The organism is Streptomyces canus 299MFChir4.1, from assembly GCF_000383615.1.
In the GTDB taxonomy this organism is placed as follows: Bacteria; Actinomycetota; Actinomycetes; order Streptomycetales; family Streptomycetaceae; genus Streptomyces; species Streptomyces canus_C.
Genome location: NZ_KB911589.1, coordinates 40,359 through 66,449 on the forward strand (window position 1 = coordinate 40,359; position 26,091 = coordinate 66,449).

The 26,091-nt window shown below is 70.2% G+C and carries 24 protein-coding genes; 16 read left to right on the plus strand and 8 right to left on the minus strand.

The window, feature by feature from the left end; genetic code table 11:
* The first annotated feature begins 30 nt into the window (after positions 1-30).
* Genes H293_RS49775 through H293_RS0120080 form a run of 4 tightly spaced genes read left to right on the plus strand, consistent with a single transcriptional unit; the run spans position 31 to position 4,164 of the window.
* Complete coding sequence (locus H293_RS49775) at positions 31-519, plus strand: SseB family protein (RefSeq protein WP_078612625.1); 489 nt, start codon at positions 31-33, stop codon at positions 517-519.
* On the plus strand, positions 516-1,100 hold the full coding sequence (locus H293_RS49780; RefSeq protein ID WP_020119643.1) for a hypothetical protein: 585 nt from the start codon (positions 516-518) through the stop codon (positions 1,098-1,100). The genes H293_RS49775 and H293_RS49780 overlap by 4 nt, the downstream gene beginning before the upstream one ends.
* Positions 1,100-3,130, plus strand: a complete 2,031-nt coding sequence (locus tag H293_RS0120075; protein ID WP_020119644.1) for a putative T7SS-secreted protein — start codon at positions 1,100-1,102, stop codon at positions 3,128-3,130. The genes H293_RS49780 and H293_RS0120075 overlap by 1 nt, the downstream gene beginning before the upstream one ends.
* Entirely contained in the window at positions 3,127-4,164 is a 1,038-nt protein-coding gene (locus H293_RS0120080) for a type VII secretion system-associated protein (protein WP_020119645.1), read from the plus strand. The genes H293_RS0120075 and H293_RS0120080 overlap by 4 nt, the downstream gene beginning before the upstream one ends.
* Positions 4,165-4,264: 100 nt before the next feature.
* On the opposite strand, the gene H293_RS0120085 is transcribed toward H293_RS0120080, so the two are convergent.
* Positions 4,265-4,651: a DUF192 domain-containing protein gene (locus H293_RS0120085; protein ID WP_020119646.1), complete on the minus strand. Its 387-nt coding sequence runs from the start codon at positions 4,649-4,651 to the stop codon at positions 4,265-4,267.
* 100 nt (positions 4,652-4,751) lie between these two features.
* Between H293_RS0120085 and H293_RS0120090 the strand changes: the two genes are divergently transcribed.
* The 11 genes from H293_RS0120090 (at position 4,752) to H293_RS0120140 (ending at position 15,463) form a co-directional block, all read left to right on the plus strand.
* On the plus strand, positions 4,752-5,315 hold the full coding sequence (locus H293_RS0120090) for a dihydrofolate reductase family protein (RefSeq protein ID WP_020119647.1): 564 nt from the start codon (positions 4,752-4,754) through the stop codon (positions 5,313-5,315).
* Positions 5,316-5,380: 65 nt separating this feature from the next.
* Positions 5,381-6,253, plus strand: a complete 873-nt coding sequence (locus H293_RS0120095) for an LLM class flavin-dependent oxidoreductase (protein WP_020119648.1) — start codon at positions 5,381-5,383, stop codon at positions 6,251-6,253.
* 157 nt (positions 6,254-6,410) lie between these two features.
* Entirely contained in the window at positions 6,411-7,229 is an 819-nt protein-coding gene (locus H293_RS0120100) for a methyltransferase domain-containing protein (protein ID WP_020119649.1), read from the plus strand.
* Positions 7,230-7,944: 715 nt separating this feature from the next.
* On the plus strand, positions 7,945-8,718 hold the full coding sequence (locus H293_RS0120105) for an isoprenyl transferase (RefSeq protein WP_020119650.1): 774 nt from the start codon (positions 7,945-7,947) through the stop codon (positions 8,716-8,718).
* 324 nt (positions 8,719-9,042) lie between these two features.
* A complete protein-coding gene (locus H293_RS0120110; RefSeq protein ID WP_020119651.1) occupies positions 9,043-10,368 on the plus strand; it encodes a PhoH family protein in 1,326 nt (441 codons plus the stop codon).
* Between the two features lie 412 nt (positions 10,369-10,780).
* Positions 10,781-11,467, plus strand: a complete 687-nt coding sequence (locus H293_RS0120115; RefSeq protein WP_020119652.1) for an aggregation-promoting factor C-terminal-like domain-containing protein — start codon at positions 10,781-10,783, stop codon at positions 11,465-11,467.
* A 7-nt stretch (positions 11,468-11,474) separates the two neighbouring features.
* Complete coding sequence (locus H293_RS0120120) at positions 11,475-12,140, plus strand: aggregation-promoting factor C-terminal-like domain-containing protein (protein ID WP_020119653.1); 666 nt, start codon at positions 11,475-11,477, stop codon at positions 12,138-12,140.
* A 133-nt stretch (positions 12,141-12,273) separates the two neighbouring features.
* Positions 12,274-13,617: an AI-2E family transporter gene (locus H293_RS0120125; protein WP_033415518.1), complete on the plus strand. Its 1,344-nt coding sequence runs from the start codon at positions 12,274-12,276 to the stop codon at positions 13,615-13,617.
* A gap of 154 nt (positions 13,618-13,771) precedes the next feature.
* The gene (locus H293_RS0120130; protein ID WP_020119655.1) at positions 13,772-14,590 is read left to right on the plus strand and encodes a hypothetical protein; all 819 of its coding nucleotides are present in this window, start codon (positions 13,772-13,774) and stop codon (positions 14,588-14,590) included.
* A gap of 42 nt (positions 14,591-14,632) precedes the next feature.
* Complete coding sequence (locus tag H293_RS0120135) at positions 14,633-15,031, plus strand: roadblock/LC7 domain-containing protein (RefSeq protein WP_028808025.1); 399 nt, start codon at positions 14,633-14,635, stop codon at positions 15,029-15,031.
* Positions 15,032-15,076: 45 nt separating this feature from the next.
* On the plus strand, positions 15,077-15,463 hold the full coding sequence (locus H293_RS0120140; RefSeq protein ID WP_020119657.1) for a hypothetical protein: 387 nt from the start codon (positions 15,077-15,079) through the stop codon (positions 15,461-15,463).
* Positions 15,464-15,485: 22 nt separating this feature from the next.
* On the opposite strand, the gene H293_RS0120145 is transcribed toward H293_RS0120140, so the two are convergent.
* The 5 genes from H293_RS0120145 to H293_RS0120165 all read right to left on the minus strand — a co-directional run bounded on the left by H293_RS0120145 (position 15,486) and on the right by H293_RS0120165 (position 20,342).
* The gene (locus tag H293_RS0120145) at positions 15,486-17,852 is read right to left on the minus strand and encodes an ABC transporter permease (RefSeq protein WP_020119658.1); all 2,367 of its coding nucleotides are present in this window, start codon (positions 17,850-17,852) and stop codon (positions 15,486-15,488) included.
* Positions 17,849-18,535: an ABC transporter ATP-binding protein gene (locus H293_RS0120150; protein WP_020119659.1), complete on the minus strand. Its 687-nt coding sequence runs from the start codon at positions 18,533-18,535 to the stop codon at positions 17,849-17,851. The genes H293_RS0120145 and H293_RS0120150 overlap by 4 nt, the downstream gene beginning before the upstream one ends.
* Positions 18,532-19,056: a PadR family transcriptional regulator gene (locus H293_RS0120155; RefSeq protein ID WP_020119660.1), complete on the minus strand. Its 525-nt coding sequence runs from the start codon at positions 19,054-19,056 to the stop codon at positions 18,532-18,534. Before H293_RS0120155 ends, H293_RS0120150 begins: the two co-directional genes overlap by 4 nt.
* A gap of 117 nt (positions 19,057-19,173) precedes the next feature.
* Complete coding sequence (locus tag H293_RS0120160; protein WP_028808027.1) at positions 19,174-19,428, minus strand: type II toxin-antitoxin system antitoxin; 255 nt, start codon at positions 19,426-19,428, stop codon at positions 19,174-19,176.
* Positions 19,425-20,342, minus strand: a complete 918-nt coding sequence (locus H293_RS0120165; protein ID WP_020119662.1) for an SPFH domain-containing protein — start codon at positions 20,340-20,342, stop codon at positions 19,425-19,427. The genes H293_RS0120160 and H293_RS0120165 overlap by 4 nt, the downstream gene beginning before the upstream one ends.
* 238 nt (positions 20,343-20,580) lie before the next feature.
* Between H293_RS0120165 and H293_RS0120170 the strand changes: the two genes are divergently transcribed.
* Positions 20,581-22,926 (plus strand): transglycosylase domain-containing protein, encoded by a 2,346-nt coding sequence (locus H293_RS0120170; protein ID WP_020119663.1) that lies wholly within the window; start codon positions 20,581-20,583, stop codon positions 22,924-22,926.
* A gap of 50 nt (positions 22,927-22,976) precedes the next feature.
* Here H293_RS0120170 and H293_RS0120175 read toward each other — a convergent pair whose 3' ends face one another.
* Positions 22,977-25,100: a SpoIIE family protein phosphatase gene (locus H293_RS0120175; protein WP_020119664.1), complete on the minus strand. Its 2,124-nt coding sequence runs from the start codon at positions 25,098-25,100 to the stop codon at positions 22,977-22,979.
* A gap of 295 nt (positions 25,101-25,395) precedes the next feature.
* Positions 25,396-26,088: a cytidylyl-2-hydroxypropylphosphonate hydrolase gene (fomD, locus tag H293_RS0120180; protein WP_051138132.1), complete on the minus strand. Its 693-nt coding sequence runs from the start codon at positions 26,086-26,088 to the stop codon at positions 25,396-25,398.
* Positions 26,089-26,091: the final 3 nt, after the last annotated feature.

Below are 26,091 nucleotides of genomic sequence, written 5' to 3' on the forward strand. Positions count from 1 at the left end.
ACCAGAAGAACAGTCACGAGGTGACCACGCATGAAGGCGGATGCGGTCAGCAGTACGACAGTTGGCGTGGGCGCCCTCGAGCGGGCAGCGCTGACCGCCGAGATCCACGACCTGTACGACGGTCAGGGCGACAGCCAGCGGTTGTTGGCGGCCTTCCGGGCGGCGGCGCTGTACGTGCCGCTCGCCGAGGAAGCCGAAGGTGAAGCGATGTGCTCCGGCGAAGCCGACGGCGTCCGCTGGCTCTACGCCTTCACTTCCACCGCCGAGTTGGAGCGTTTCGCACGCGCCCGTGCCGAGGCGGGCACCGACCCCGGGTGGGAGAGCGGCCGTATCCGCTACTGGACGGTGCTCGGCTCGCGGCTGCTCGACGTCGCCGTACCCGCCGCCGTCACGGAGACCCGGACCCCCACTGGGGTCGCGGTCGACGCGGGCGGCATCAGGCAGCTCCTCATGCCTCCGGTGTCCGGGGTCGTGCCGGACCGGGTGGCGGTCGATCTTCTTGACCTGGACCGCACATGAGTGAGGGCTACGAAGCGGATCCCGAGGTCCTCAAGCAAGCCGCCAACGGCATCAACCAGACGATCGAGGAGCTGCAGGCTGTCGGGCAAGTGGGCGGCGGCGCCGTCGGGTTCGGGTTCGACAGCCTGGCGCTGAGCCCGCTGCAGATGGGCCACGCCGGGCTCGCCAAGGCATTCGGCACCTTCGCGGAACGCTGGGAATGGGGTGTGAAGGCCCTGGTCGACGAGGGCAACGAGATCGCCGAGAAGCTCGACCTGTCGGCCGGTTACTACCACGAGGCGGAGGAGTACGGGGTCGGGGTGCTCAAGGACGTCGTCGTGGCCAACTACGGTGCCCCGACCGTCTCCGGCCAGGACGCCGCCCGGATGTCGTGGAGCCAGGTCGAGTCCGGGGCCGAGGATGCCTGGACGCCGGATCTTTCGCAGGAGTCGGCGTCCCGTGCCGTGCAGCAGATGGGCCAGAGCTGGCAGGAGACCGAGGAGGACCTGACCACCAGTGGCCAGTACGGCACGCAGCTGCGGGCCGGCGCGGAGTTCGTGCGGGAGTCGGTGGAGTCCGTCACGCCCGAGGACGGTGCCTGATGGGCGTCCTGGGAGAACTGGGGGACCTGGCCGACGGCGTCAAGCAGGGCGTCTCCGACGGTGTCAACGCGACCGCGGACGTGGTGGGCGACAGCCTGGACGGAGTCGGGCTGAAGTCCGTCGGGGAAAAGGTCCGTGACGGCGCCGAGTACGTCACCGGGGCGGTCGGCGCCGTGGTGCCCGAACGGGAGCTTGGGGAGACGGACCAGCCGGGTGAACTGATCCACGGATCGACCGGGGACCTGGAGGACACGGTCCGGCATCTGAAGGCCTTCGCCTCCGCCTTCGAAAGCACCGGGCAGGCGCTGAAGAAGCTCGACCCGGACCGCTGGACGGGCACGGCGGCCGACTCGTTCCGGGAGTCCTTCACCACTCACCCCAAGCGGTGGCTGACCGCGGCCGACGCCTGTACGGCCGCTGCGGCCGCCCTGGCGGAGTACGCGCACACCGTCTCCTGGGCGCGCGGACAGGCGGCCGAGGCGATCGACAAGTGGCGTACCGCCGAGGCGAAGAGCTCCGCAGCCCGACAGACGTACGACCGGCAGGCATGGGAGTACCAGCAGTACCAAGGCGTTCTGTCGCTCGGTGAGGCATCGCGCTCAGGTACCCAAGTACCCACCGACCCGGGGGAGTTCGTGGACCCCGGTGAAGCAGGCCGCGACGCGGCCCGGGAGGACCTCAGGCGTGCCCGCCGCACACGGGACTCCGCCGCCGAGAACGCCGTGGCCAAGGTGACCGACGCCTTCGCGTCAGCCCCGGCCGAGCCCGGCACCCTGGCCAAGCTCAAGGCCGGCCTCATGGACGGCACGAGGGCCGTCAACCTGGAGCTCGAACACTTCGCCGGCGGCTTCGTCCAAGGCGGCACCGGGCTGATCCGCATGGTGCGGACGGTCAACCCGATGGATCCCTACAACCTGACCCACCCCGCGCAGTACCTCCAGAACGTCTCCGTCACCGGCATGGGGCTGCTCACCGCCGTCAACCATCCGGTGCGCACCGCCAAGTCACTCGTCGGCTCGGGCTGGTCCAGCGACCCGGCCGAGGCGCTCGGCACCCTCGTCTTCGACCTCGCGAGCGATGCGGTCACCGGCGGCGCGGCGGCCGGGGTGGGCGCGGCCCGCCGCACCATGACCGCGGTCGCGGAGGACGCCCTGGAGACCGCGGCGGAGCGTGGCGCCCGTGGGGCGGTCGGGACGGCAGCCGAGGGCACAGGCGAGTCGGTCGGCAAAGCGGCGGCCAAGGACGGCGGGCTGCCGGACGGCTGGACCGTCCAGCACGGTGAGGGGGCCGCGGATGCCGCGGCCGACGCCACCAAGGACGCCTCGCGCGGCAAATGGGACGCCTCCGACTCCTCCTCCGGGGAGGGCCCACCGGCCCCGGAAGCGGGGACGAAGAGCGCCGACCCCTCACCGGGGGCGCCCGAGGACATCGCCCAGCACCGGGCGGCGATGGCTGACATCTCCGACGGAGCCGTCACCTTCGACAGCAACGCGGACGCCGCACAGTACGGCGCCAAGCACTGGAACGACTACGCGGAGAGTCTGCCCGACGAGCAGAAGGCAGCGGTACACGACTACACGGGACCCGAACACCACCGGATCAACGGGTTCCTGCGGGAGGGGGAGGGCGGCTACTACGACAGCCCGCAGGTACGCCGGCACGTCGAGCAGCTCGACAAGGCGCTTGCCGGGAACGCTCTCCCTGAGGACGTCGTGGTCCGCCGCGGCACCGGCCTGGAGCACTATCTGGAGAAGATGTGTTCCGCGCACCCGGCAGACATGATCGGCAAGAAGTTCACGGATGACGCCTACATGTCCACCTCATTGGGAGACGCCGTGTTCGCGAACAAGGACGCTGTCCTGCACCTGCGCGTGGCCGAGGGGACCCCGGGCCTGTATGTGGACAAGGTGGGCCGCTACGGTGCCGACGAGCGTGAACTACTGCTCGGCCGCGGCAACGAGTACACGGTCACCGAAGCGTTCAAGGACGCGAACGGGCAGTGGCAGATCTACGGAAAGATCCATCGATGAGTGAACAGCGCGGGCCGGACGAGCACTCCGAGGAGCGGCCCTTCTCTCGGCTGGCGGGCGACCTGCAACCACGGCTGACCGGCGGCCCGGACGACTACGAGTTGTCTGCGGACGGTCCTGTGCAGTACGTGGTCGTGGCCAATATGGAGGGGATTCTGGGGGCGCTGTTCGCGTCGGATGCGGAGGGGGCCGTCTGCTACCTCGTGCGCGAGGAGCAGGGCCCGGAAGCCAGTAATTGCACCGGCCTGTGGAGAGACCTGCGGCGATCCGCGAAACAACGGGGCCTCGCCCCGACCGAGGCATTGGCCGAGATGGTGCAGCAAGGCGGTTACCCGTTCCCGGGGCGGGCGCTGCCCGGTCCGTGGCAGGAGGCTCCCAGCCTGGCGGCCCTGAAGGAAGAGATCGTCGGCGACGGCAAGTGGCACCGCGAACCCCGCGATCTGAAGATCCATGCGTACCCCGTCATCCCCTTCCGCGGCCCGAAGATGCTCGCACCCCAGGTGACCGAGGAGATGCGGCGTTCCGCCCGGCGTCAGCCCGGCAGGGTGATCTTCGCCATCGACCCGGCCTACACCAACCCGCACGGCGAGGTACCGGACCACGGGAAGCTGGGCGGCTGGCCCATCGACGAGAGCGGCGAGATCGGCGAGTTCCACTTCAACCCCGACTACGAGCCCACCCTCACCGCGCTGCGTTGGCGTGCTCCGGAGACTGACGTGGAACGTGCGTTGCAGGCATTCCGGGCTCGCCGAGGCACGGCCGAGGCATTCCTGGACGCCCTTCGTGCGGGCACCGTGCTGGTTTCCGTCGAGACGGACGGCAAGCTCCGCTTCCGCGACGGCGAGGACGGCGAGCGCCACCTGGACGTGTACACCAGCGCCTCCTATGTCCCGGACGACGGGCGGCAGGTACGCGCGATGAACGGCGGGGAGCTCGCCAAGGTCCTGTACGGCTGCTACGTGGCGGTCAACACCGGCAGCACTCTCAACTTGCGGTTCCCGTCGGCCGATCTCGCCGTCAGCGCGTTCGGATAAGTCGGCTGAGTCGCCCGAGGCGGCGCGCCTCCACGCCCCCTCACTCCACGCCCCCTCACTCCACGCCCCCTCACTCCACGCCCCCTCACTCCACGCCCCGTCACTCCACCACGATCTCCACCCGCACCCCCACCCGCACCCCCCACCCCTCCATCACCCCCGCCTCCGCCTCCAGCACATGCCGGGACCGCAGCCGCGGCAGTCCCAGCCGCCCCGGCTTCATCGTGCGTACGGCGATGACGCGGAGTCGGCGGTCGAGGTAGGCGACGTCGATGGGGAAGCGCATGCGGAAGGTGTGCACGCTGCCCGCGGGGGACAGGAGCAGGGCCCCGTCGACGGAGTCCCGGCCCAGCAGTCCCTTCGTCCTGGCCCGGTAGGAGGTCGCCATCTCCAGCGGTACGGCGAACCCGTCCCGCTCCCCGTCCCGCTCCCCCTCCTTCTCCCCGTGCACGACCAGCTCGCCCCGCCCGTCCAGCCAGCGCCCCATCCCGGAGCCACCTCTCCCGCCATGGCGTTCCCACGCCGCCCCTGTCGCTACCGATACCTTGGGAGTCGATCCTCTCTCCACTGCCCAGGTCAGGTGTCCGATGCGGAAAATCGTCCTGATGATGTCCATGTCCCTCGACGGCTACATCGAGGGCCCCGACCGCGACATCAGCTGGCACCGGGTCGACGACGAGCTCCACAGGCACATGAACGCCACGGTCGGGAGCATGGGCGGACTGCTCCACGGCCGGGTCGTCTACGAGCTCATGGCCGACTACTGGCCCACCGCCGACGCCGACCCCGAAGCCCCCGCGTCCGTCAGGGAGTTCGCCCCGATCTGGCGGGACCTCCCCAAGGTCGTCTACTCCCGGACCCTCGCACACGTCGACTGGAACTCCACCCTGGTCCGTGAGGTCGTACCGGAGGAGGTCCGTGCGATGAAGAAGCAGCCGGGTGGTGATCTCGCGCTGGGCGGGGCCGAGTTGGGGGAGACCTTTCTGCGGTACGGCCTCGTCGACGAGCTGCGGATCTACGTCCACCCCGTCCTCGTCGGCCGGGGCAAGCCCCTCTTCCCGCACACCGACACGCTGACCTCCCTCCGGCTCGTCGAGTCGCACACCTTCGGCAACGGCGTCGTACTGCTGCGGTACGAGCCGACGCCGTAGAGCCGTAGAGCTGTAAAGCCGCAAAGGAGTTGTGCCGGGCCCTCCGTCGTGGGTACGAAGGCGGCATGACCGCACTCGGCGCCGTGTTCCGTCCCCAACTCCCTCCCGAGCGGCTGCGGGCCCTCGCCCGGCTCGCCGACGAGACGGGGCTCGAAGAGCTCTGGCTGTGGGAGGACTGCTTCCGGGAGGGCGGGATCTCCACCGCCGCTGCCGCCCTCGCGTGGACCGAGCGGGTGCAGATCGGCGTCGGCCTGCTCCCCGTCCCCCTGCGGAACGTCGCCATCACCGCGATGGAGGCGGCCACCCTGCACCGGATGTTCCCGGGACGGGCCGTCCTCGCCATCGGCCACGGTGTGCAGGACTGGATGGGGCAGGTGGGAGCGCGCGCGGAGTCGCCGCTCACCCTGCTGCGTGAGCATCTCCTCGCGCTGCGGGCCCTGTTGGCAGGAGAGGCGGTCACCACGCGGGGGCGGTACGTCTCGCTGGACGACGTCGCCCTCGACTGGCCGCCCGACGGCCCCGTCGAGGTGCTCACCGGGGCCACCGGCCCGCGCACCCTCCGCCTGACCGGCGAGGCCGCCGACGGCACCGTGCTCACCGCCGGCACCCTGCCCGAGGGGGTCCGCCGGGCCCGCGGGCTCATCGACGAGGGACGGCGGAAAGCGGGCCGTACGGATCCGCACCGGGTCGTCGTCTACCTCCTCACCGCCACCGGATCCGACGCGACCGCCCGGCTGCGCGCCGAACTCACCGACGAGGGCCTCGCCGATGTTCCCGACCTCGGGGTCGCCGGGGACGCGGAGGCCGTCGCCAAGGCCGTCCAGCGGCTCGTCGACGCCGGCGCCGACACGGTCGTCCTCCAGCCGACGGCCGACGAGCCCGACCCGGAGGGCTTCGTACGGTTCGTCGCGCGGGACGTCCGGCCGCTGGTGCCATGAGGGACGACCGGAGCGGGGAGGAGGAGCACACCCGCGGCCGGTCAGGCAGACCCGCCCGCCTGCTCCGGACGAGCGGTGCCGAGAGCGAGCAGCGCTGAAAGCGAGCGGCGGCGAAATTGAGGGGCGCTCACCTCCTCCCCCCTGCCACGATCACCCCATGAACCCCCGACACACCCGCACCTTCGAGGACCTTGTCGCCGAGGGCGACGCCGTGCCCACCGAGGGGTGGGACTTCTCGTGGTTCGAGGGGCGGGCCACCGAGGCGCGGCCCTCATGGGGGTACGCGCGCGCCCTGGCCGGACGGCTGGCCGCGGCCGCCGCCTCGCTCGACATCCAGACCGGCGGCGGCGAGGTCATGGACTTCGCCCTCGGGCAGGGGGTCAAGACGCCCGTGCTCGCCGCGGCCACCGAGGGCTGGCCGCCGAACATCGCCAAGGCCACCGCCCTGCTGCGGCCGCGCGGCGTCGTGGTCGTCGCCGCACCGGAGGACGCGCCGCTGCCCTTCGCCGACGACACCTTCGACCTGGTGAGCAGCCGGCACCCGGTCAACCCCCAGTGGGCGGAGATCGCCCGCGTGCTCCAGCCCGGCGGCACCTACTTCGCCCAGCACGTCGGCCCGCGCAGCGTCTTCGAGCTCGTCGAGCACTTCCTCGGCCCGCAGCCCGCGGCACAGAGCTCCGACCGGCACCACGACCGCGAACGCGCCGCCGCCGAGGCCGCCGGACTGGAGATCGTCGACGTGCGCGCCGAGCGGCTGCGGATCGAGTTCCACGACATCGCCGCCGTCGTCCACTTCCTGCGCAAGGTGGTGTGGATGGTGCCCGGTTTCACCGTGGCGGAGTACGAGCCCGGACTGCGGTCCCTGCACGAGCGAATCGAGGCCGAGGGGCGCTTCGTCGCCCACAGCAGCCGCCATCTCTTCGAAGCCCGCAAGCCGTCGGCCCGCAAGCCGTCGGCCCGCAAGCCGTCGGCCTGACGGTCGCTCGCCTGACGCGCACTCGCCGGACGTTCACCCCTTTGGACGGCCCCCAGATGCCTGCAAAGCGGACAATGGACTCATCGACGGCCGATCCGCCCCGTATATCCATGGTCTTCACGGGGTTTCCACATCGTTATCCCAGGTGACTCGCATCGGGACCCCGACTGACGTAAATTCAAGGAGAGGCAATTCGCGTCAGCAAAGCTGCGCGGTGGCACCGCGCAGAGGAGGGGGCTGCGCGGTGCCGCGCCCACTTCCCGGCGTCAAAGAAACGTTCCGACCCGGAGTCACCCACGCGGGCGATGCCTCACGCCCCCATGATTCCGCCGTGATTCGACCACGAAACCCCCATAACCAGGGCTTCGACCGGCCATCACGCCGTCGCCACTCGACTCCGGAGAGTAGTTGCGGCACGCCGATGCACCCGTCGTCCCTCACGAAGGGTTATGGTGGAACCCCCCCCTCGGGCCGGTCCGTCTCCCCCCCACGGACCGGCCCGTTTTTTTGTGCGCCGAGACGCGCATGACATGGGTGGCCGGGGTACCCAGCAGGGCGCGGGGCACCGGCCGACGGACGCTCCGCCGCAGGGGCGCGACCGGTCCCCGACGGCCCGCGGTCGCCCAGGCGCCAGAAGGGCCCGCGCAGTTGGCACCCGGAAGCCCCGGTAGGCTCTAGCCGCGGGGACCGCCATCTCAGAGGGGCTGACTTTCACGTGAACCTGCGCGACAAGCTGCGCGGCCTGCTGGTCAGGCTCTACGCACGCCGGGTGGAAGGCCACCTGGACCACGCCCAGGTGCCCAAGCACATCGGTGTCATCGTGGACGGCAGTCGGCGCTGGGCGAAGGCCGCCGGTTCCACCCCTGTGGACGGCCACCGCGCCGGCGCGGAGAAGATCGAGGAGTTCCTCGGCTGGTGCAGCGAGACGGACGTCGAGGTCGTCACCCTCTGGCTGCTGTCGACGGACAACTTCAACCGCCCGCCGGAGGAGCTCGGCCCCCTCCTCGGCATCATCGAGGACGTCGTGCGCACCCTCGCGGCCGACGGCCGCTGGCGGGTCCACCACGTCGGCACCCCGGACCTGCTGCCCGCCCCGATGCAGACGGCGCTGAAGGAGGCGGAGGAGTCCACCGCCCACGTCGACGGCATACTCGTCAACGTCGCCATCGGCTATGGCGGCCGCCAGGAGATCGCCGACGCCGTACGGTCGATGCTGCTGGACGCGCACGACAAGGGCACCCCGATGGAGGAGCTCGCCGAGGCCGTCGACATCGACATGATCGGCCGCCACCTCTACACCGGCGACCAGCCCGACCCCGACCTCGTGATCCGTACCAGCGGCGAGCAGCGGCTGTCCGGATTCATGCTGTGGCAGACCGCCCACTCGGAGTACTACTTCTGTGAGGTCTTCTGGCCGGCCTTCCGCAAGGTCGACTTCCTGCGCGCGCTGCGCGACTACGCGGCCCGTCACCGCCGCTACGGCGGCTGACCGGCGCTTCACGGAGAGTGCCCGACTACCCCGTTCGCGACAGAAGTAACTAGGAGTTCACCAGCGCGCCGTCGTATGCGCTGGCATGGCACCGCATGTTCGAGGGCATAAGCCAGTCAGGTCGATGCCCGAACCACGGGTGTCGGATCTCAGCGGGCGGCACGGGGCCGTCCGCCCGGGAGGCCCTTTGCACCAGCCTTGCCGTGCGGTCACAGCACGGAAGAAGCAGTGGAGGGCCGGTTCCCGGCCCGTGCAAACGGGCCGTCGACCGGTCCAGCTCCACTCCGTCGCTCCCCGACCTCTTCCGAGGGGGTACGTCCTTCCGTGGTGACCAGCACAAAGCGCCACAAGCCAGACCGGCGCACTTATGTCCTCGACACCAGTGTTCTGCTGTCGGACCCCAACGCCCTGAGCCGCTTCGACGAGCACGAGGTCGTGCTTCCCATCGTCGTGGTGACGGAACTGGAGGCCAAGCGGCACCATCCCGAACTCGGCTACTTCGCCCGGCAGGCACTGCGCCTGCTCGACGACTTCCGGGTCCGGCACGGCCGTCTCGACGCTCCCATCCCGATCGGGGACCTGGGCGGAACCGTTCGTGTCGAGCTCAACCACTCGGACCCCAGCGTGCTGCCCAGCGGCTACCGCCTGGGGGACAACGACTCCCGCATCCTCGCGGTCGCCCGCAACCTGCAGGCCGAGGGGTACGACGTCACCGTCGTCTCGAAGGACCTCCCGCTCAGGATCAAGGCGTCCTCGGTCGGTCTCCTCGCCGAGGAGTACCGCGCCGAACTCGCCATCACGGGCTCCTCCGGCTGGACCGGAATGTCCGAACTGACCCTGCCTGGCGAGCAGGTGGACATCCTCTTCGACGAAGGCCATGTCTACGTCCCCGAGGTGTCCGACCTGCCCGTGCACACGGGGCTGACCATCCACTCCGAGCGTGGCAAGGCGCTCGGCCGGGTCTCGCCCGAGGGCAATGTCCGGCTGGTGCGCGGCGACCGGGAGGCGTTCGGCATCAAGGGCCGCAGCGCGGAGCAGCGCATCGCGCTGGACATCCTGCTCGACCCGGACATCGGGATCGTGTCCATGGGCGGCCGGGCCGGCACCGGCAAGTCGGCGCTCGCGCTGTGCGCGGGGCTTGAGGCGGTCCTGGAGCGCCGCCAGCACAAGAAGGTGATGGTCTTCCGGCCGCTGTACGCGGTGGGCGGGCAGGAACTCGGCTATCTGCCGGGCTCCGAGTCCGAGAAGATGGGTCCCTGGGCACAGGCGGTCTTCGACACGCTCTCCGCGGTCACCAGCCGCGAGGTCATCGAGGAGGTCACCGCGCGCGGGATGCTGGAGGTCCTGCCGCTCACCCACATCCGCGGCCGCTCGCTCCACGACGCGTTCGTGATCGTGGACGAGGCGCAGTCCCTGGAACGGAATGTGCTTCTCACCGTTCTGTCCCGAATCGGCGCGAATTCACGGGTCGTTCTGACCCATGACGTGGCCCAGCGGGACAATCTGCGGGTCGGTCGCTACGACGGTGTGGTCGCCGTGGTGGAGAAGCTGAAGGGACACCCCCTCTTCGCCCACGTCACGCTGACGAGGTCCGAGAGGTCCCAGATCGCGGCCCTTGTGACCGAAATGCTCGAAGACGGTCAGATCTAAGGCAATCCGGGGAAACCCGGAGCAAGTTGGCGCCGTCCGGAAAGGCCAAGAGCCTAGCCGGGCGGCGCCTTCGCGTGTCGAGGTTTCTCGAAATCCCATGGGTCAAACGGGATGTGAGCTTTCACACGCAACTCAGAATTGCCACCCGGCGTCCGGTTACGGCAGAGTCTCGGTTCTGTCAGGCCCCGCATACGGCACACCTGTACCCCCAGCGGTACGGCACCACAGCAACACCACGACCAACTCCATACCGTCCGTCGTATGCCGCCCGCGCACCACGCGGCGCTCCTCGCAAGGGAGTTGCCCACCGGGCCCGCGCCTCCCGTGACCCCGTTAGTTGGGAGGCCAGTGTCCAGGGGCACGATTGCGTCCGCCAGGGTCACCGAAGCGGGCGATGCTGGAAGGAAACCGTGTGAGCCCGATTTCGGTCCGGGGATTCGCAGTGGCCTCCGCCACCGCGGTCACCGCTGTAGGTAGCGTTGTCGGAGTCGCCTCCGGCAGTGTCGCGCAGCCGAACGACGCCGAGGCGACGGCAGCCGACACGACGACGCTCCTGGCGGACATCCCCGCGGGTGAGCAGGCTCAGGTGCAGACCGCGTCCCTTACGCAGCAGGCCGATTACCAGGCCATCGCCGCGGACGCGAGCGCCAAGAAGATCGCGGAGGAGTCGGCCCGCAAGGCCGCCGCCAAGTCCGCGATCGAGAAGAAGGAGGCCGCCGAGCAGGCGGCCAAGGAGGCCAAGGAGCGCGCCGAGGCCAAGGAGAAGGCCAGCAGGAGCTCCTCCAGCTTCCCGGTGCAGAGCTCGTACACCGTCGCGCAGATCCAGGCGATGGCTTCCTCGATGGTGCCGAGCGGGCAGTTCCAGTGCTTCAGCAACATCGTGGACCACGAGTCCAGTTGGAACTACCGGGCCGTCAACGCCTCCTCGGGCGCCTACGGTCTCTTCCAGGCCCTGCCGGGCTCCAAGATGTCGTCGGTAGGCGCCGACTGGCAGACCAACCCGGCCACCCAGATCAAGTGGGGCCTCAACTACATGGACAGCCGGTACGGCAGCCCCTGCGAGGCCTGGTCGTTCTGGCAGGCCAACCACTGGTACTGAGCCGGACATGAGCCGGTCCTCCGCACGTGGACTCGCCGTGGTCTCGGCCACGGCGGTCACCACGGTCGGCGCCGTCATGGGAGTCGCCCAGGCGGGCACCGCGCAGTCCGCCGGCGACGCCCAGGCACCGGTCGGCGACGCGACGCTCCTCGCGGACCTACCCGAGGGCCGGCAGGCCCAGGTACAGACGGTCGCGCTGACACGGCAGGCCGACACGCAGGCCGTCGCCGCGGACGCCGTCGCCAGGACATCGGCGGAGGAAGCGGCCCGCAAGCAGGCCGCCGAGGCCGCGGTGGCCAAGCGGAAGGCCGCCGAGGAGAAGGCGAAGAAGGAGCGCGAGGCCAAGGCCGGCTCCGGCGTCTTCCCGGTGCAGAGTTCGTACACGGCCGCGCAGGTCCAGGCGATCGCGCGCCAGATCGTGCCCGGCGGGCAGTTCCAGTGCTTCAGCAACATCGTGGACCACGAGTCCACCTGGAACTACCTGGCCGTCAACCCCGGGTCCGGCGCCTACGGCCTCGTCCAGGCCCTGCCGGGCTCCAAGATGGCTTCGGCCGGCGCCGACTGGCGGACCAATCCGGCGACCCAGATCAAATGGGGCCTGAACTACATGAACGTCCGGTACGGCAGCCCCTGCGACGCCTGGGCCTACTGGCAGGCCCACGGCAACTACTGATCACGGATCGCCCCGGCCGCTCAACCCCCCGCAGCTCCTCCCCGTCCTAGGGGGAGGAGCTTTCGCCATGTACGGTCGGACCGGACGACTCCAGGGGGGAGTGGTGAGGAGAGACGGGGGAAGAGGACGGATCATGTCGCGAGTGCCAGGGTGGATCGGCCGGCTCGGTGCCCGGCTGACCGATGTGGGAGAGCGGTTGGACGAGCGCCGCGCCGAGGTGGCCCGCGAGGAGGCCGAGGCCGACTCCGCCGAGCCGTCTGAGCGCAAGCAGCGGAAGCCGGCGACCGCCGCCTCCCGCCCGCCCGTCGTGCTGGTGCCCCGCCCCGACCCGGCGCAGGCCGTGCCGTGGGGCGTACGGGTCGCCGCCGAGGCCGGCTGGCGGCTCCTGGTCCTCGCGGGCACCGTCTGGGTGCTGATGCGGGTCATCAGCTCCGTACAGCTCGTCGTCTTCGCCTTCGTCGTCGCCCTGCTCATCACCGCCCTGCTCCAGCCGACGGTGGCCCGTCTGATGCGGTACGGCGTCCCGCGCGGCCCCGCCACGGCTCTCACCGCGATCCTCGGCTTCGTCATCATCGGGCTGATGGGCTGGTTCGTGACCTGGCAGGTCGTGGAGAACATCGACGACCTCTCCAACCAGATCCAGAGCGGCATCGACGACCTGCGCAACTGGCTGCTGAAGAGCCCCTTCCACGTCACCGACAAGCAGATCAACCAGATAGCCAAGAACCTGCGCGAGGCGGTCGGCGCCAACACCGACCAGATCACCTCGGCGGGCCTGGAGGGCGTCCAGGTCGTCGTGGAGGCCCTCACGGGCATCCTGCTGACGTTCTTCTCCACTCTCTTCCTGCTCTACGACGGCCGGCGCATCTGGAACTGGACGCTGAAGCTGGTCCCCGCGGCCGCCCGTCCCGCCGTGGCCGGCGCGGGCCCGCGCGCCTGGCGCACCCTGACCGCCTACGTCCGCGGCACGGTCCTGGTGGCCCTCATCGACGCCGTCTTCATCGGCATCGGCATCTACTTCCTCGACGTGCCCATGGCCGTCCCGCTGGCCGTCTTCATCTTCCTGTTCTCGTTCATCCCGCTGGTGGGCGCGGTCGCGTCCGGCGCGCTGGCGGTGCTCGTCGCGCTGGTGACCCAGGGCGTGTTCACGGCGGTGATGACCCTCGCGGTGGTCCTGGCCGTCCAGCAGATCGAGGGCCACATCCTCCAGCCGTTCATCCTCGGCCGCGCCGTGCGCGTCCACCCGCTCGCGGTCGTCCTCACGGTCGCGACGGGCGGCATGGTGGCCGGCATCGGCGGCGCGGTGGTGGCCGTACCGCTGGTGGCGGTGACGAACACGGTGGTGAGTTACCTCAAGGGGTACGCCGAGGAACAGGCGGCGCCGCCCGAGCCCGAGGACGAGGTCGTCACCGGCGAGGAGAGTGTGGCGGAACCGCCTCAGGACCCTGAAAAACCTGCCTCGGATTCGGTCAATTGAGCGCCGAACACAATGTTTTGAGCAGCCCGCGAACTCAACTTCCGTCAACTAGCGGCAGGTAGCGAACCCGCCCTCGGAATATGCGCCCGGACTGATACACCTTCCCTCCTCAGTGCTACGCGTCAGGCGTGTGTGCGAGACGGCGGGGGGTGCGATGTCGGGCCACGAACACCTGGCTCAGGCCCTGGCCGCGTGCGGGCGTGACGGCTTCACCGGAGAGCTGCGGATCACCGGGACACCGGGCGGCACCTTCCACTTCGGGGACGGCCGGGTGGTCGCCGTGGAGTCGCCCGGCGCTCCGGGGCCCGAGGCGCTGCTGCTGCGCTCGGGGCGGGTCAGCGGCGAGCAGTGGGCCGAGCTGGTGCGGGAGTCGGGCGGCTCGCGCTGGCCGGCCACCGCGCTCATCGCGCACGGTTACGCGGGGGCCGCGCAGCTGAGGGTGGTGTGCGCGCTGGCCCTCCACGACGCCGCCTTCGCGATGGCCGCGGGCCGGGTCGAGGAGTGCGAACGCCACGCCACCGCCGAGCCGTTCGCGCAGGTCCCGGTGGGTGAGCCGCCCCTGCGGCTGCTCCACGACGCGCTCCGCAGACTCACCGCCCTCGCCGCCCTGCCGCACCCCGTGCACCCCGACCGGGAACGTCCCGTGCGCTCCGGCACGGACAGCGGATCCGGGTCCCTGCGGCGCGAGTTGCTCACGCACGCCGACGGCCGCAGCACCGCCCGCGACCTCGCCTTCCGGGTCGGACGCGGCGTCTACACCGTGTCGGTCGAGGTGGCCCGCATGCTCGACGAAGGGCTCCTGGTGTGTGCGGGACCGCCGCCGCCCGTCGCGGTCCGCTCCCTCCCCGAGGACGACGAACTGCGGCCCCGCAGGCCCCCGCCCGTGGAGCCGTCCCCGCCCCCGGCGCGAACCGATCTGCCCCGCCGGAAACCCGGCAATTTCTTCCGACTCCGAAACGGAACACCCACATGAAAAAGCCGATCAGACGCGATCAGAATCAGGGGAGTTGACTCTATGGATCACCAAGCTCTGGCGCTCGAAATGCGCGGTCTGCGGGAACAGGTCACCGGAATCACGGACACCGCCTTGGCCGCCGCGGACGGGCTGCTCATCGCCGCGGACACCGCCGACTCGATAGACCCGGAGGGGCTCGCCGCGCTCGCCGCGGCCGGCCTCGGCCTCGCCCGGCGCACCGCGCAGGCGTCCGCCCGCGGCACGCTGCGCCGGACCGTGACGTACGGCAGCCACGGCTGCGCCGCCTTCTACGCCGTCGGCGACACCGCCCTGATGGTCGTGCTCGGCGACGAGGGCATGGACGTGGACCACCTGCACCGGGCGACCCAGCCGACCCTGAACCGGATCGGCTCGATCCTCACGGACAAGGCGACCGAGAAAGCACCAGAAGGAGTCTGAAGGGATGGCGACGAAGCGTATGACCCCAGTTTCTCCGACCAGGTGATGGGCCTGGTCAAGTCCCTGCGCACCGATGCCCCCGACTGCGTCGCGTCCGGTGTGGTCGACATGTCCACCGGCATGCTGCTGTCGTACGAGACGGTCGAGAACCACCCGCCGGAGGTCCTGGACCTCCTGGCGGGTGCGACGCTCGACCTCTTCCAGGGACGTACGGTCGTGATGATCGAGGACGTCTTCAAGGAGCGTCGCGGGATGGCCAGTGACAACCACTTCTTCCAGGAGATCCTGGTCAACAGCGAGAACCTCACGCACCTGTTCGTGCGGATGAACGAACAGCAGGACGTCGTGGCCGTGGTGGTGTGCCGCAAGTCGGTCAACGTCGGCATGCTGTTCGCCCAGGTCCGGCGGGTGGTGAAGGAGTACAGCCTCTGAGCGGACCTCCGGCTGCGGGCGGCTACTCCGTCCGCAGCCCGTCCGGCCGCATCAGACGCAGCAGCGGCGGCAGGCTCAGCAGGGTCACCACGAGGACGACCCCGGCCGCTACGCCGGTCATCGACAGCACACTCGGCCAGTCCACCCGGACCGTGGTGTCCGTCATCCTCATCAGCACCGCGCCCAGTGTCAGCCCCACCACCGAGGCCAGCAGCAGCCCGAGCGTGATCGGGATCGCCGTCTGCCACAGCACCGACAGGCTCAGGGTGCGCCGCCGGGTGCCGAAGGCGACCAGCGCCGACAGCAGCTTCTTGCGCTCACGCAACTGCTCCAGCTGGGAGACCAGCAGGCTCGCCCCGATCAGCGCCAGCACACAGGCGGCGCCCACGAACAGGCCGGTGCGGATGGTGGAGTATTCGTTGTTGCGCTTGACGGACACCCAGGTCATCGGCTCCTCGAGCGGGTTGATCCGGGCGGCCGTGTTGCGGACGTACTCGCGCGCGTCCGGCAGCGAGTCGTCCAGCCGCAGATAGATCTCTCCGCGCACGCCCGCCGCGGCCTTCGCGGGGAAGGCACCCGGGGTGATCAGGATTCCGACGCGCCGATAGCCCGTCGGGTCGGCGATGGACTGCGCCTGCTTGACGGTCTTCGGGACCGTCCAGACGACGGGGCTCTGCTTCTCCGTGTCCTCGGAGGTTTCGAACCAGAGCTTCTTGCCGGGCCGGGCCGCCACGGTCGACTCGTCGTCGGCGTTCTGCCTGGAGGCGGAGTCCTCGTCCGTCCCCGGCGCGACATGGGAGGTGAAGACATCGCCGTCGCGGCAGGAGGGCAGCTTGGCCACCTCGCGCAGGGACGCGCAGTCGGCGACGGTCACCCGGGCCCAGCCCGCGTTGTCGCCCGGTCCGTCGTTGACGAAGCCCTCGTTGAAGGCGTACGCCCGCCGGACGCCCTTGGTCTCGGCCAGTTCCTTCGCGGCCGCCGCGAGCGTCTTCCCCTCCGGGACGCTCACCTGCATCTGCGCCCGCGAGACGTCGTGGCCGGTGCTCTTGGTGTAGTCGCTGTCCGTGCCGGCGAACAGCATCTGCAGGGCGATCGCCCCGGCCACCGCGACCGCGATGCCGTTGACCATCCGGGCCGCCGTACCGCTGCTCAACTGGAGCCTGCGCACAGCAAGTTGCCAGGACAGGCCGCCCGCGCCCAGCCGGGCCACGACCGCCTCGACGATCCATGGCAGCAGCGCGGTCACGCCGACCAGCAGCAGGATGACGCCGCCGGTGACGAGGTACTGGTTGAAGTCGCCGCCGTCGCGGCCCTGCCCGATCATCGGGTAGAGCATCGCGAGTCCGGCCAGCGGCACCAGCAGCCGCCACCACAGCCGGCGCCGCGCGGGCCTCGCCGTACGCACCACGCCGAGCGGCTCGATCACCACGCCCCGCAGCGCGAGCAGCGTCACCAGCACGGCCGCCGCGGGCACCGCGACCGCGACCAGCAGGGCCAGCAGCGGCGAGGGGTTGAGATAGCTCGGGAACACGCTCTGCCCGAACACCTCGATGGAGCCCGCGATGTGGCGGCCGATCAGGAAGAACACGGTACCGAGGACGAGTCCGAGCACCGCGCCCGCCAGCGCCTCACCGGCGGCGATCCGCCGGGTCGAGTGGCCGTCGGCGCCCACCAGCCGGAGGGCGGCGAGGCGTCGGTCGCGCCGCTCGCCGCCGAAGCGGACGGCCGCGGTGATGAACACGGCGACCGGCATCAGCAGCACCACGAAGACGACGAGGACCAGCAGCACCAGCACCGGGTCGCTCTGCGACTCGGTCGGGTTCGGGTTGCCGAACCGGTCGATCCGGGTGAGCCGGGCGCCGTCTACGCCCTGGGCCGCGAGTCCGTCCGCGCCCCGGTAGAAGGCGAGTTCGTGGGAGCCGATCAGTCCGCTCTCGCCGATCGTGCCGACGATCCGGTCCGGCAGCCGCTCCCGCAGGAGCTTGCCGTCGTCCGACTCCAGCAGGCTCTTCAGCGCGGGGGAGGTGACCATCTCGCCGACCGCCGGGAACTTCCCGACCCCCGGCGGCAGCGGGGCGCGCGCCCCCTCGGGCTGCACCTCCCGGCCGCGGATGTCCGTGTCCCTGAAGGTGGTCGAGGCGTTCGCGATCAGAAGGGTGTTGTCGGCCTTCTTCAGGGTCGGCTCGTTGTAGGTGATGTCCGCGCGGGCGTCGCCCCGCTCGTGCCGCACCGCGAGCGCGCTCGGCAGGGCGGTGGTCAGCAGCAGCAGCGCCACCCCGAGCCCGACCCCGACCGCGGTCAGCAGCGCCCGGACCCACCCCTCACGTCCGCCCGCGAAGGCGAACCGGACCCCCATGGCGAGGTCTCGCCACCACTGCCTGAGCGTCATACGACCCGCTCCATGTCCCTGGACTTTCCGTCCCGTACGACGATCTCGCGGTCGGAGTAGGCGGCGACCCGTGCCTCGTGCGTGACGAGGACGACGGCCGCGTTGGTGGACCGGGCGGCCTCGGTGAGCAGTTCCATGACCCGCTCGCCGTTGAGGGAGTCGAGGGCGCCGGTCGGCTCGTCGGCGAAGAGCACGCGCGGGTTGGTCACCAGGGACCGGGCCACGGCCACCCGCTGCCCCTGACCGCCGGAGACCTCGCCGGGCCGCTTCTTCCTCAGGTCGTCGACCTCCAGGCGCTCCATCCAGCCCAGCGCGGCCTTCTCGGCCTCCTTGCGGGAGGTGCCGTTCAGTCGCAGTGGCAGCGCCACGTTCTCCACGCAGGTCAGCTCGGGGACGAGCTGACCGAACTGGAAGACGAAGCCGAACTCGGAGCGCCGCAGAGCGCTGCGCTCGGAGTCGTTCATCGTGGCCATCTCCCGGCCGTTGTACAGGATCGAGCCCGAGTCGGGCGGGACGATCCCGGCGAGACAGTGCAGCAGGGTCGACTTGCCGGAGCCGGAGGGGCCCATGACGGCGACGACCTCGCCGGGGTGGATGGAGAAGTCGGCGCCGTCGAGCGCGACGGTCGGACCGTACGCCTTGCGCAGTTCGTCGGCGATGAGCAGGGAACCGGCCGGGGTCACTTGACCACCACCTCCGCGAGCTTTTCGAGACGCGCGGCGGTCAGCTCCAGCCAGCGCAGGTCGGCTTCCAGATGGAACAGGGCGTGGTCGCAGATCAGCTGGTCGGCGAGGTCGCCCTTGCGCTTGCGGTCCGTGAGGATGCGCATCATCCGCAGATGCTCCGCGCGCTGGTTGTCGAGGATGTCGCCGGCGTCCCGGTGCGTGAGCAGCGCGAGGACGACCTTGGTGTACAGCGTGGACTGGAGATACGGCTCGGGCTTCTCGGGCGTCGCGAGCCACCGCTGTACGTCGGTGATCCCGGCGTCCGTGATGGCGTACCGCTTGCGCTCGGGGCCGCCGCCGGGCTCGATCCCGTCGACTTCGACGAGCCCGTTCTTCAGCAGCCGCGACATCGTCGAGTAGACCTGGCCGTAGTGCAGCGGCCGGTCGTGACCGAACTTCTCGTCGAAGGCCCGCTTGAGGTCGTAACCGTGGCGGGGCCCGGACTCCAGGAGCCCTAGGAGGGTGTGACCGATGGACATGAAGAGGACTGTACATGCGGTGTATACCTCGCATGTATACGCGGAGTGTGTAGAGGGTGGTCAGGGCGTGGGCAGCCGCAGGTGAGGGCCGATTGTCACGGTTCTGCTACGCGCGCTCTACGTGTCCCCGGGGTCCTTGGGCGGCCGTCCCCGGCGCGGCAGCGGTCCGGTGTCCCCGGGCAGCCGGCCGGCGTCCTTGAGGGCCTTGCGCAGCAGGAACTCGATCTGCGCGTTGGCCGACCGCAGCTCGTCCCCGGCCCACCGCGCCAGTGCCTCGTACACCAGCGGGTCCAGCCTCAGCAGCACCTGCTTGCGCTGCTGAGGCCGCCGCTCGGGAGGGCCGCCCTCAGAAGGTGCGGAAGGTGCCGTCACTGGTAGAGCGTCCCGGTGTTGAGGACCGGCTGCGGGGCGCGGTCGCCGCACAGGACCACCATCAGGTTGGACACCATCGCCGCCTTGCGTTCCTCGTCCAGTTCCACGATGTCCCGCTCGGTGATCCGGGCGAGCGCCTCCTCGACCATGCCGACCGCGCCCTCCACGATCTGCCGCCGGGCCGCGACCACCGCGCCGGCCTGCTGCCGCTGGAGCATCGCCGAGGCGATCTCCGGCGCGTAGGCGAGGTGCGTGAAGCGGGACTCTATGATCTGCACGCCGGCCGACTCCACGCGCGCGTGCAGTTCGGTGGCGAGCTTCTGGGTGATCTCGTCGGCGTTGCCGCGCAGCGAGAGCCCGTCCTCCTCGTGGGCGTCGTAGGGGTACTCGATGGCGATGTGGCGTACCGCCGTCTCGGTCTGGGTGGCGACGAACTTCACGAAGTTGTCCACCTCGAAGGTGGCCTGCGCGGTGTCCTCGACCTTCCACACCACGACCGCGGCCAGCTCGATCGGGTTGCCGTAGGCGTCGTTGACCTTGAGGACGGCGGTCTCGTGGTTGCGGACCCTGGTGGAGACCTTGGTCCTGGAGGTGAAGGGGTTCACCCAGCGCAGGCCGTCCTGGCGGATGGTGCCCTTGTAGCGTCCGAAGAGCTGGACGACCCGGGCCTCGCCCGGTGCGACCGTGTTCAGACCGCGCAGCGAGATGAGCGCGACGATCAGCACGAGGACCCCGCCGACGGCGAACCCGGGGCTCTCCCCGCTCGCGGCGAACAGGAAGACGGCGAGCAGCAGCCCGACCAGGCCCAGCAGCAGTGCGAGCGCGCCGCCGATGCTGTGCGCGGCGAACTCCCGCACGCGCGGGGCGGGCATGTCGGGTGTGTCTGCGGCAGGCACGGAATCGTGTGCGGACATGGAGGGTCCCCCGTTTCGTGGAATAGCTCTCTTTTATCTAAGTGATAACACTTTACCTCCTCCCGGCAACCTTGAAGCCCGCTCGGAGGTCTGGTTCCGAGGAGGCGGGTGCTGATTCTCACGCCTGCCAGGGGCCCGATCGAGTGCCCGGTGTCATATGGACCGGTGTTAGCTTTCTGAGCTGACCTGTGCCACGAACCTGAGTGGCCGCCGATGAGGAAGCGGAGCGAGTCGACCCATGGGACGAGCGGAAGAGAGAAGAGCACGTCAGCGCGGTGGCCGCCGCGCGGCGCCGCCCACGCGCTCGTCCGGGACGCCGAGCGAGGGCATCGCGACCGGCGGCAGGGCCGCGGCGCGCAAGGCCGCCGCGCGGGGCAAGAAGGGCGGGAAGAAAGGTAAGAGCGGCATACGCCGGCTCTTCACCTGGAAGAAGATCCTCGGCACCTTCCTCGGCTTCTGCCTGCTCGGCATCGGCGCCTTCGTCGTGATGTACCTGCTGATCGACGTGCCGAAGGGCAACGCGAAAGCCCAGGAACAGAGCAACATCTACAAGTACAGCAACGGCTCGGTCATGGCCCGTGAGGGCGACACCAACCGCGAGATCGTCGACCTCTCCGAGGTGCCCAAGCCGGTGCAGCGCACCTTCGTGGCCGCGGAGAACAAGACCTTCTACACGGATGCGGGAGTCGACTTCAAGGGCATCGCCCGCGGACTGTTCAACACCCTGTCCGGCAAGGGCAAACAGGGTGGCTCCACGATCACCCAGCAGTACGTCAAGAACTACTACCTCGACCAGGACCAGACCGTCACGCGCAAGCTGAAGGAACTGGTCATCTCGCTGAAGGTGGACCGCGAGACGCCCAAGGACGACATCCTCGCGGGCTACATCAACACCAGCTACTACGGCCGCGGCGCCTACGGCATCCAGGCCGCCGCCCAGGACTACTACCGCGTCGACGCCAAGAAGCTCAGCGTCGAGCAGGGCGCCTATCTCGCCGCGCTGCTCCAGGCCCCGAGCCAGTACGACTGGGCGGCAGCCAGCGACACCGGCAAGAAACTGGTGACGGCCCGCTGGAACTACGTCCTGGACAACATGGTCAAGCAGGGCTGGCTGGACAAGACCAAGCGGGACAAGATGACGTTCCCGTTCCCCAAGGAGCCCAAGGCCGCCCCGGGCATGGAGGGTCAGAAGGGCTACTTCATCAAGCTCGCCAAACAGCAGCTGGAGAAGCAGCTGGTGGCCAAGGAAGGCATCACCCAGGACGAGGCGGAGGCCCGGGTCGAGAACTCGGGGTGGACCATCACCCTGAACATCGACAAGAAGAAGCAGGCCCAGCTGGAGAAGGCGGTCAAGACCCAGCTGTCCAGCCAGCTGGACCCGAAGAAGCGGAGCGTCGACAAGAACGTCCAGGCCGGCGCCGCCTCCGTCGACCCCAGGACGGGGAAGATCGTCGCCCTGTACGGCGGCACGGACTACACCAAGCACTACATCAGCAACGCCAACCGCACCGACTACCAGCCCGCCTCGACCTTCAAGCCGGTCATCCTCGCCGCCGCCCTGGAGAACGCCTCCGAGACGCAGGACGGCAAGGCGATCGGCGCCAACACGATCTACGACGGCACCAGCAAGCGTCAGGTCGTGGACAGCAACGGCAACAAGGTCGGCTTCGGTCCCGAGAACGAGGACGACGCCGACTACGGCAAGGTCACCGTGCAGACGGCGATGGACAAGTCCATCAACTCCGTCTTCGCGCAGATGGGCGTGGACGTCGGCATGGACAAGGTGCTGGCGACGGCCACCAAGCTCGGCATGGACACCGGCAAGCTGAGGCCGCTGCCCGCGTACACCCTGGGCACGATGGGCGCGAGCCCGATCCAGATGGCCGGCGTGTACGCCACCCTCGACAACCACGGCAAGCAGGTCACGCCGAGCATCATCAAGTCGGCGGAGCAGGGCGGCACCGAGTTCCGGATGCCCGACCCGATCGGCGAGCAGGTCATCAGCCGCGAGGCCGCCGACACGGTGACCTCGGTGCTGACCGGTGTGGTCGACGACGGTACGGCCAAGAAGGCCGTCCAGCAGAACCCGGCCCGTGACGGCCGAAAGGTCGCCGGCAAGACGGGTACCTCCGACGACAACAAGTCGGCCTGGTTCACCGGTTACACCCCGGACCTGGTCACCTCGGTCGGTCTGTTCGGTGAGGACCACAAGACCCACGGGCAGAGCAAGCTGTACAACACGGCCGGCCTCGACCGCGTCAACGGCGGTGGCTTCCCGGCGGAGATCTGGGCGGCGTACACCTTCGGCGTCGCGGGCAAGAACACCAAGTTCGACCTGGACACCGACCAGGGCGCCGCGGTCCAGCCGTCGTGGACACCGACACCCTCGGCGACTCCGTCGGAAACTCCCTCGGAGACGCCCTCGGAGACACCGTCCGAAACCCCGTCGGAGACGCCCTCGGAGACACCGTCGGAAACTCCCTCGCAGACGCCGTCGCAGAGCGCGCCGACCGGTCAGCAGAGCACCCCGGTCGGGACTTCGACCTCACCGCTGAACCCGTTCGACCCCAACGCCGACCAGTAACGAGAAAAAGAGAGGGCGCCCGGTGACCACCGGGCGCCCTCTCTCGTTTCCTAGCCCCTGTTGAGCTCGAACCACACCACCTTGCCGGTGCTCAGCCGAGTGGCCCCCCACCGCCGGGCCAGCCGGTTCACGAGGTAGAGCCCGCGCCCGCCCTCGTCGGTGGCCCGCGCCTGCCGCAGGCGCGGCAACTGCGGCACGTCGTCACCGACCTCGCACCGCAGCACATCGGTCCGCAGCAGCCGAAGCGTCACCGGCCGCGTCGCGTACCGCACGGCGTTCGTCACGACCTCACTGACCAGCAGCTCGACGGAGTCGGTCAGATCCTCCATGTCCCAACGGGACAGCGCCCGCCGCGCGAGCCGCCGGGCACGGCCCGGTGCCGCGTCCTCCGGCTCCAGGAACCAGTACGCCACATCGCTCGGCGCGATCCCGTCGAAACGAGCCGCGAGCAGCGCGATGTCGTCGTCCCGGTCGCCAGGACCGAGCATGTCGAGCACCTCGTCGCACAGCGCCTCCAGCGGCGGCGGATGATCCGGCCCGGTCAGCTGCGCGGTCGCGGCGAGTTTCTCCCGCAGCTGCTCTATCCCGGTCCACACGTCCCGCAGCCGCGACTCGACGAGCCCGTCGGTGTACAGCAGCAGGGTCGCCCCGGCCGGCGCGTCCAGTTCCACGGCCTCGAAGTCCACACCTCCGACACCGATCGGCGCGCCGGGCGGCACCCGGAGCACCTCGGCTCGGCCGCCCAGGTGCAGCAGCACCGGCGGCGGATGACCGGCGTTGGCGATGGTGATCCGGTGCGAGACCGGGTCGTAGACGGCGTAGAGGCAGGTCGCCATGCGGTCCGTGCCGAGCCGCTGGGCCTGCTCGTCGAGGTGGTGCAGCACCTCCTGCGGGGGCAGGTCGAGCCCGGCCAGCGTCTGGGCCGTGGTCCGCAGCTGGCCCATGATCGCCGCCGACGTCATGGAGTGCCCCATCACGTCACCCACGACCAGCGCGACCCGGCTGCCGGGCAGCGGGATCGCGTCGTACCAGTCACCGCCCACCCGGGCCGTCTCGGCGGCCGGCAGATAGCGCGAGGCCAGCCGTACGCCGGTGGGCCGGGGGAGCGTCTCGGGCAGCATGGTGCGCTGCAGTTCGTCGGCGATGTACGCCTCACGGCCGTAGAGGACCGCCTTGTCGATGCCCAGCGCGCTGTGCGTGGCGAGCTGGGCGGCCACGAGCAGGTCGTCCGGGTCGAAGGGGACGCGGTCGGGGCGGCGCAGGAACAGGGCGGCGCCGATGACCCGGCGCCTGCCGCGCAGCGGGGCGAGGATCGCCCGGCGGCCCGACGGCACGGCGAACTCACAGCCCTCGCCGAGCAGTTCCGGTAGCGCGGCGTGGGCCGCGGGCGTGTCCGTGAAGACCGGCCGCACCCCGCGCAGCACCTCGGCGAGCGCGCTGCCGGGCTGCACCTCGCACAGTTCGGTGCCGAGGGCGTCCAGTTCGGTCGGGTTCTCCGGCACCGGCACCGGCAGGATGCCGTCCTCCAGGTCCCGTTCCTGCTGCGGGATGCGGTCGCTGCGCCGCAGCCGGAGCACGAGGGGGCCGGTGGGCCGCTCGTCGCCGACGGGCAGCGGATCGCGCAGATAGACGAGGATCGCGTCCGAGAAGGTCGGCACGGTCGCCCGGCACAGACCCATCACGATCTCGTCCAGGTCGATGCCACGGGCGATCCGGCGGGTGGCTGCGCCCACGAAGCGCAGCCGGTCACCGTCGCGCCGCATGGGCGTGGGCCGGCCCGGGGGAAGCCCCTGGCCGGTACGGCGTTCGTCGGCGCTCTGGGGCGGCCGCTCGTCCTCGCCGCCCGGCTGGACCGGGACCGCGTCGGTGACGGGCCGCGGACGGTGCGTGTCCGGCTCCGCCGCGGCCGGCTGGGAGTGCTCGGGGCCGGTACCGGCCGGGTTCATGCCCATGTCCTTGTGGTTGCCGGTCCTCCCGGTCGTGCTGTTGCTGCTCTGGACGACGGGTGCCGCCTCCGGCGCGGGGTCACCGGAGCGGGCCTGGACGGGTAAAGCGGTCGGCGCCTCGACGCCCTGGGCGGGCGGTGGTGCCGGGGCACGCAGGAGCGCCCCGCGGGGGTCCGTGGGGTCGACGCCCGGCTGGGGGCGTTCGAAGGAGGTCGGGTGCTCCGTCACGCGTGTCGAATCCGTCCGTCCGGGGCTGCGCGCCGTACGCGCAGTTGGTTTCGCCGAAGTCCCGATACCCGGAATACGTGTCCCAGGAACGGAATTCCCGCGTGGTCAGGGGCTGTTCCTGCGTCTTTGGTCAACCTTCCGCCGCCCGTACCGGTGTTGCCCTCGTACCCCACGCTCACGCCCTGCCGCCCCTCGGTGACGATCGGTCAAGCACAGTGCCCGCTCCGGTAGTTGTCGCTGCGCGCTCTTGCGGAGGACGATCCTACGTTTGCAGCCCGGGGGCGCATCAAGGGTCTCATGAGGACAAGTGCGCGGGCGTACGGTCCCAGTCTTCCGGAAGGAGCGGAACAGTCCAGGACGGATCGGGCCGCCAGTCGGGCCAGCCGTCCGAGAACGGCGGACCCCAGGCGCGGATCACCTCCACCGCGGAACGCCCCGCCGACCGGACCTGTTCGGCCAGGTCCGGGCCCATCAGCCCGTCCCGCTGGGCCTGCGCGAACTCGTCCTCGTCCCGCCACTGCCAGCCGCGGTCCGGATCCACGGTGATGTCCAGGAAGTGGTCCTCGGAATCCACACCCCCGGACCAACGCGTCAGCGGCTCCTCGAGGTTCACGTACCAGTTCTTGAACCGCCAGCCCGGCTCCCAGAACAGCCACACCGACCACGGCAGCCCCGGCCGCGCCAGCTTCAGCACCCCGGTGCCGAACCAGCGGTCCCGCCGGACCGAACGCGGCTTGGTGTAACGGGACTCCAGTGGCTCGGCGTGCACCGGCGTGCCGTCGGCCAGCACCGGTCTCACACACTCGGTGCCCGGCGCCAGCCACACGGCGAGCAGGTCCTCGTCGTCGCGTACGACCGTGACGGGGCGGGCGATGTGGAAGTGCGCGCCCGCGTTCTCCCGGTAGCGCCACAGGATCTGACTCCCGGGCTCCCAGAAGTGCGCCGACGTACCCGCTTCCACCGCTCTCACCGCTCCACCGTCTGCCATGAA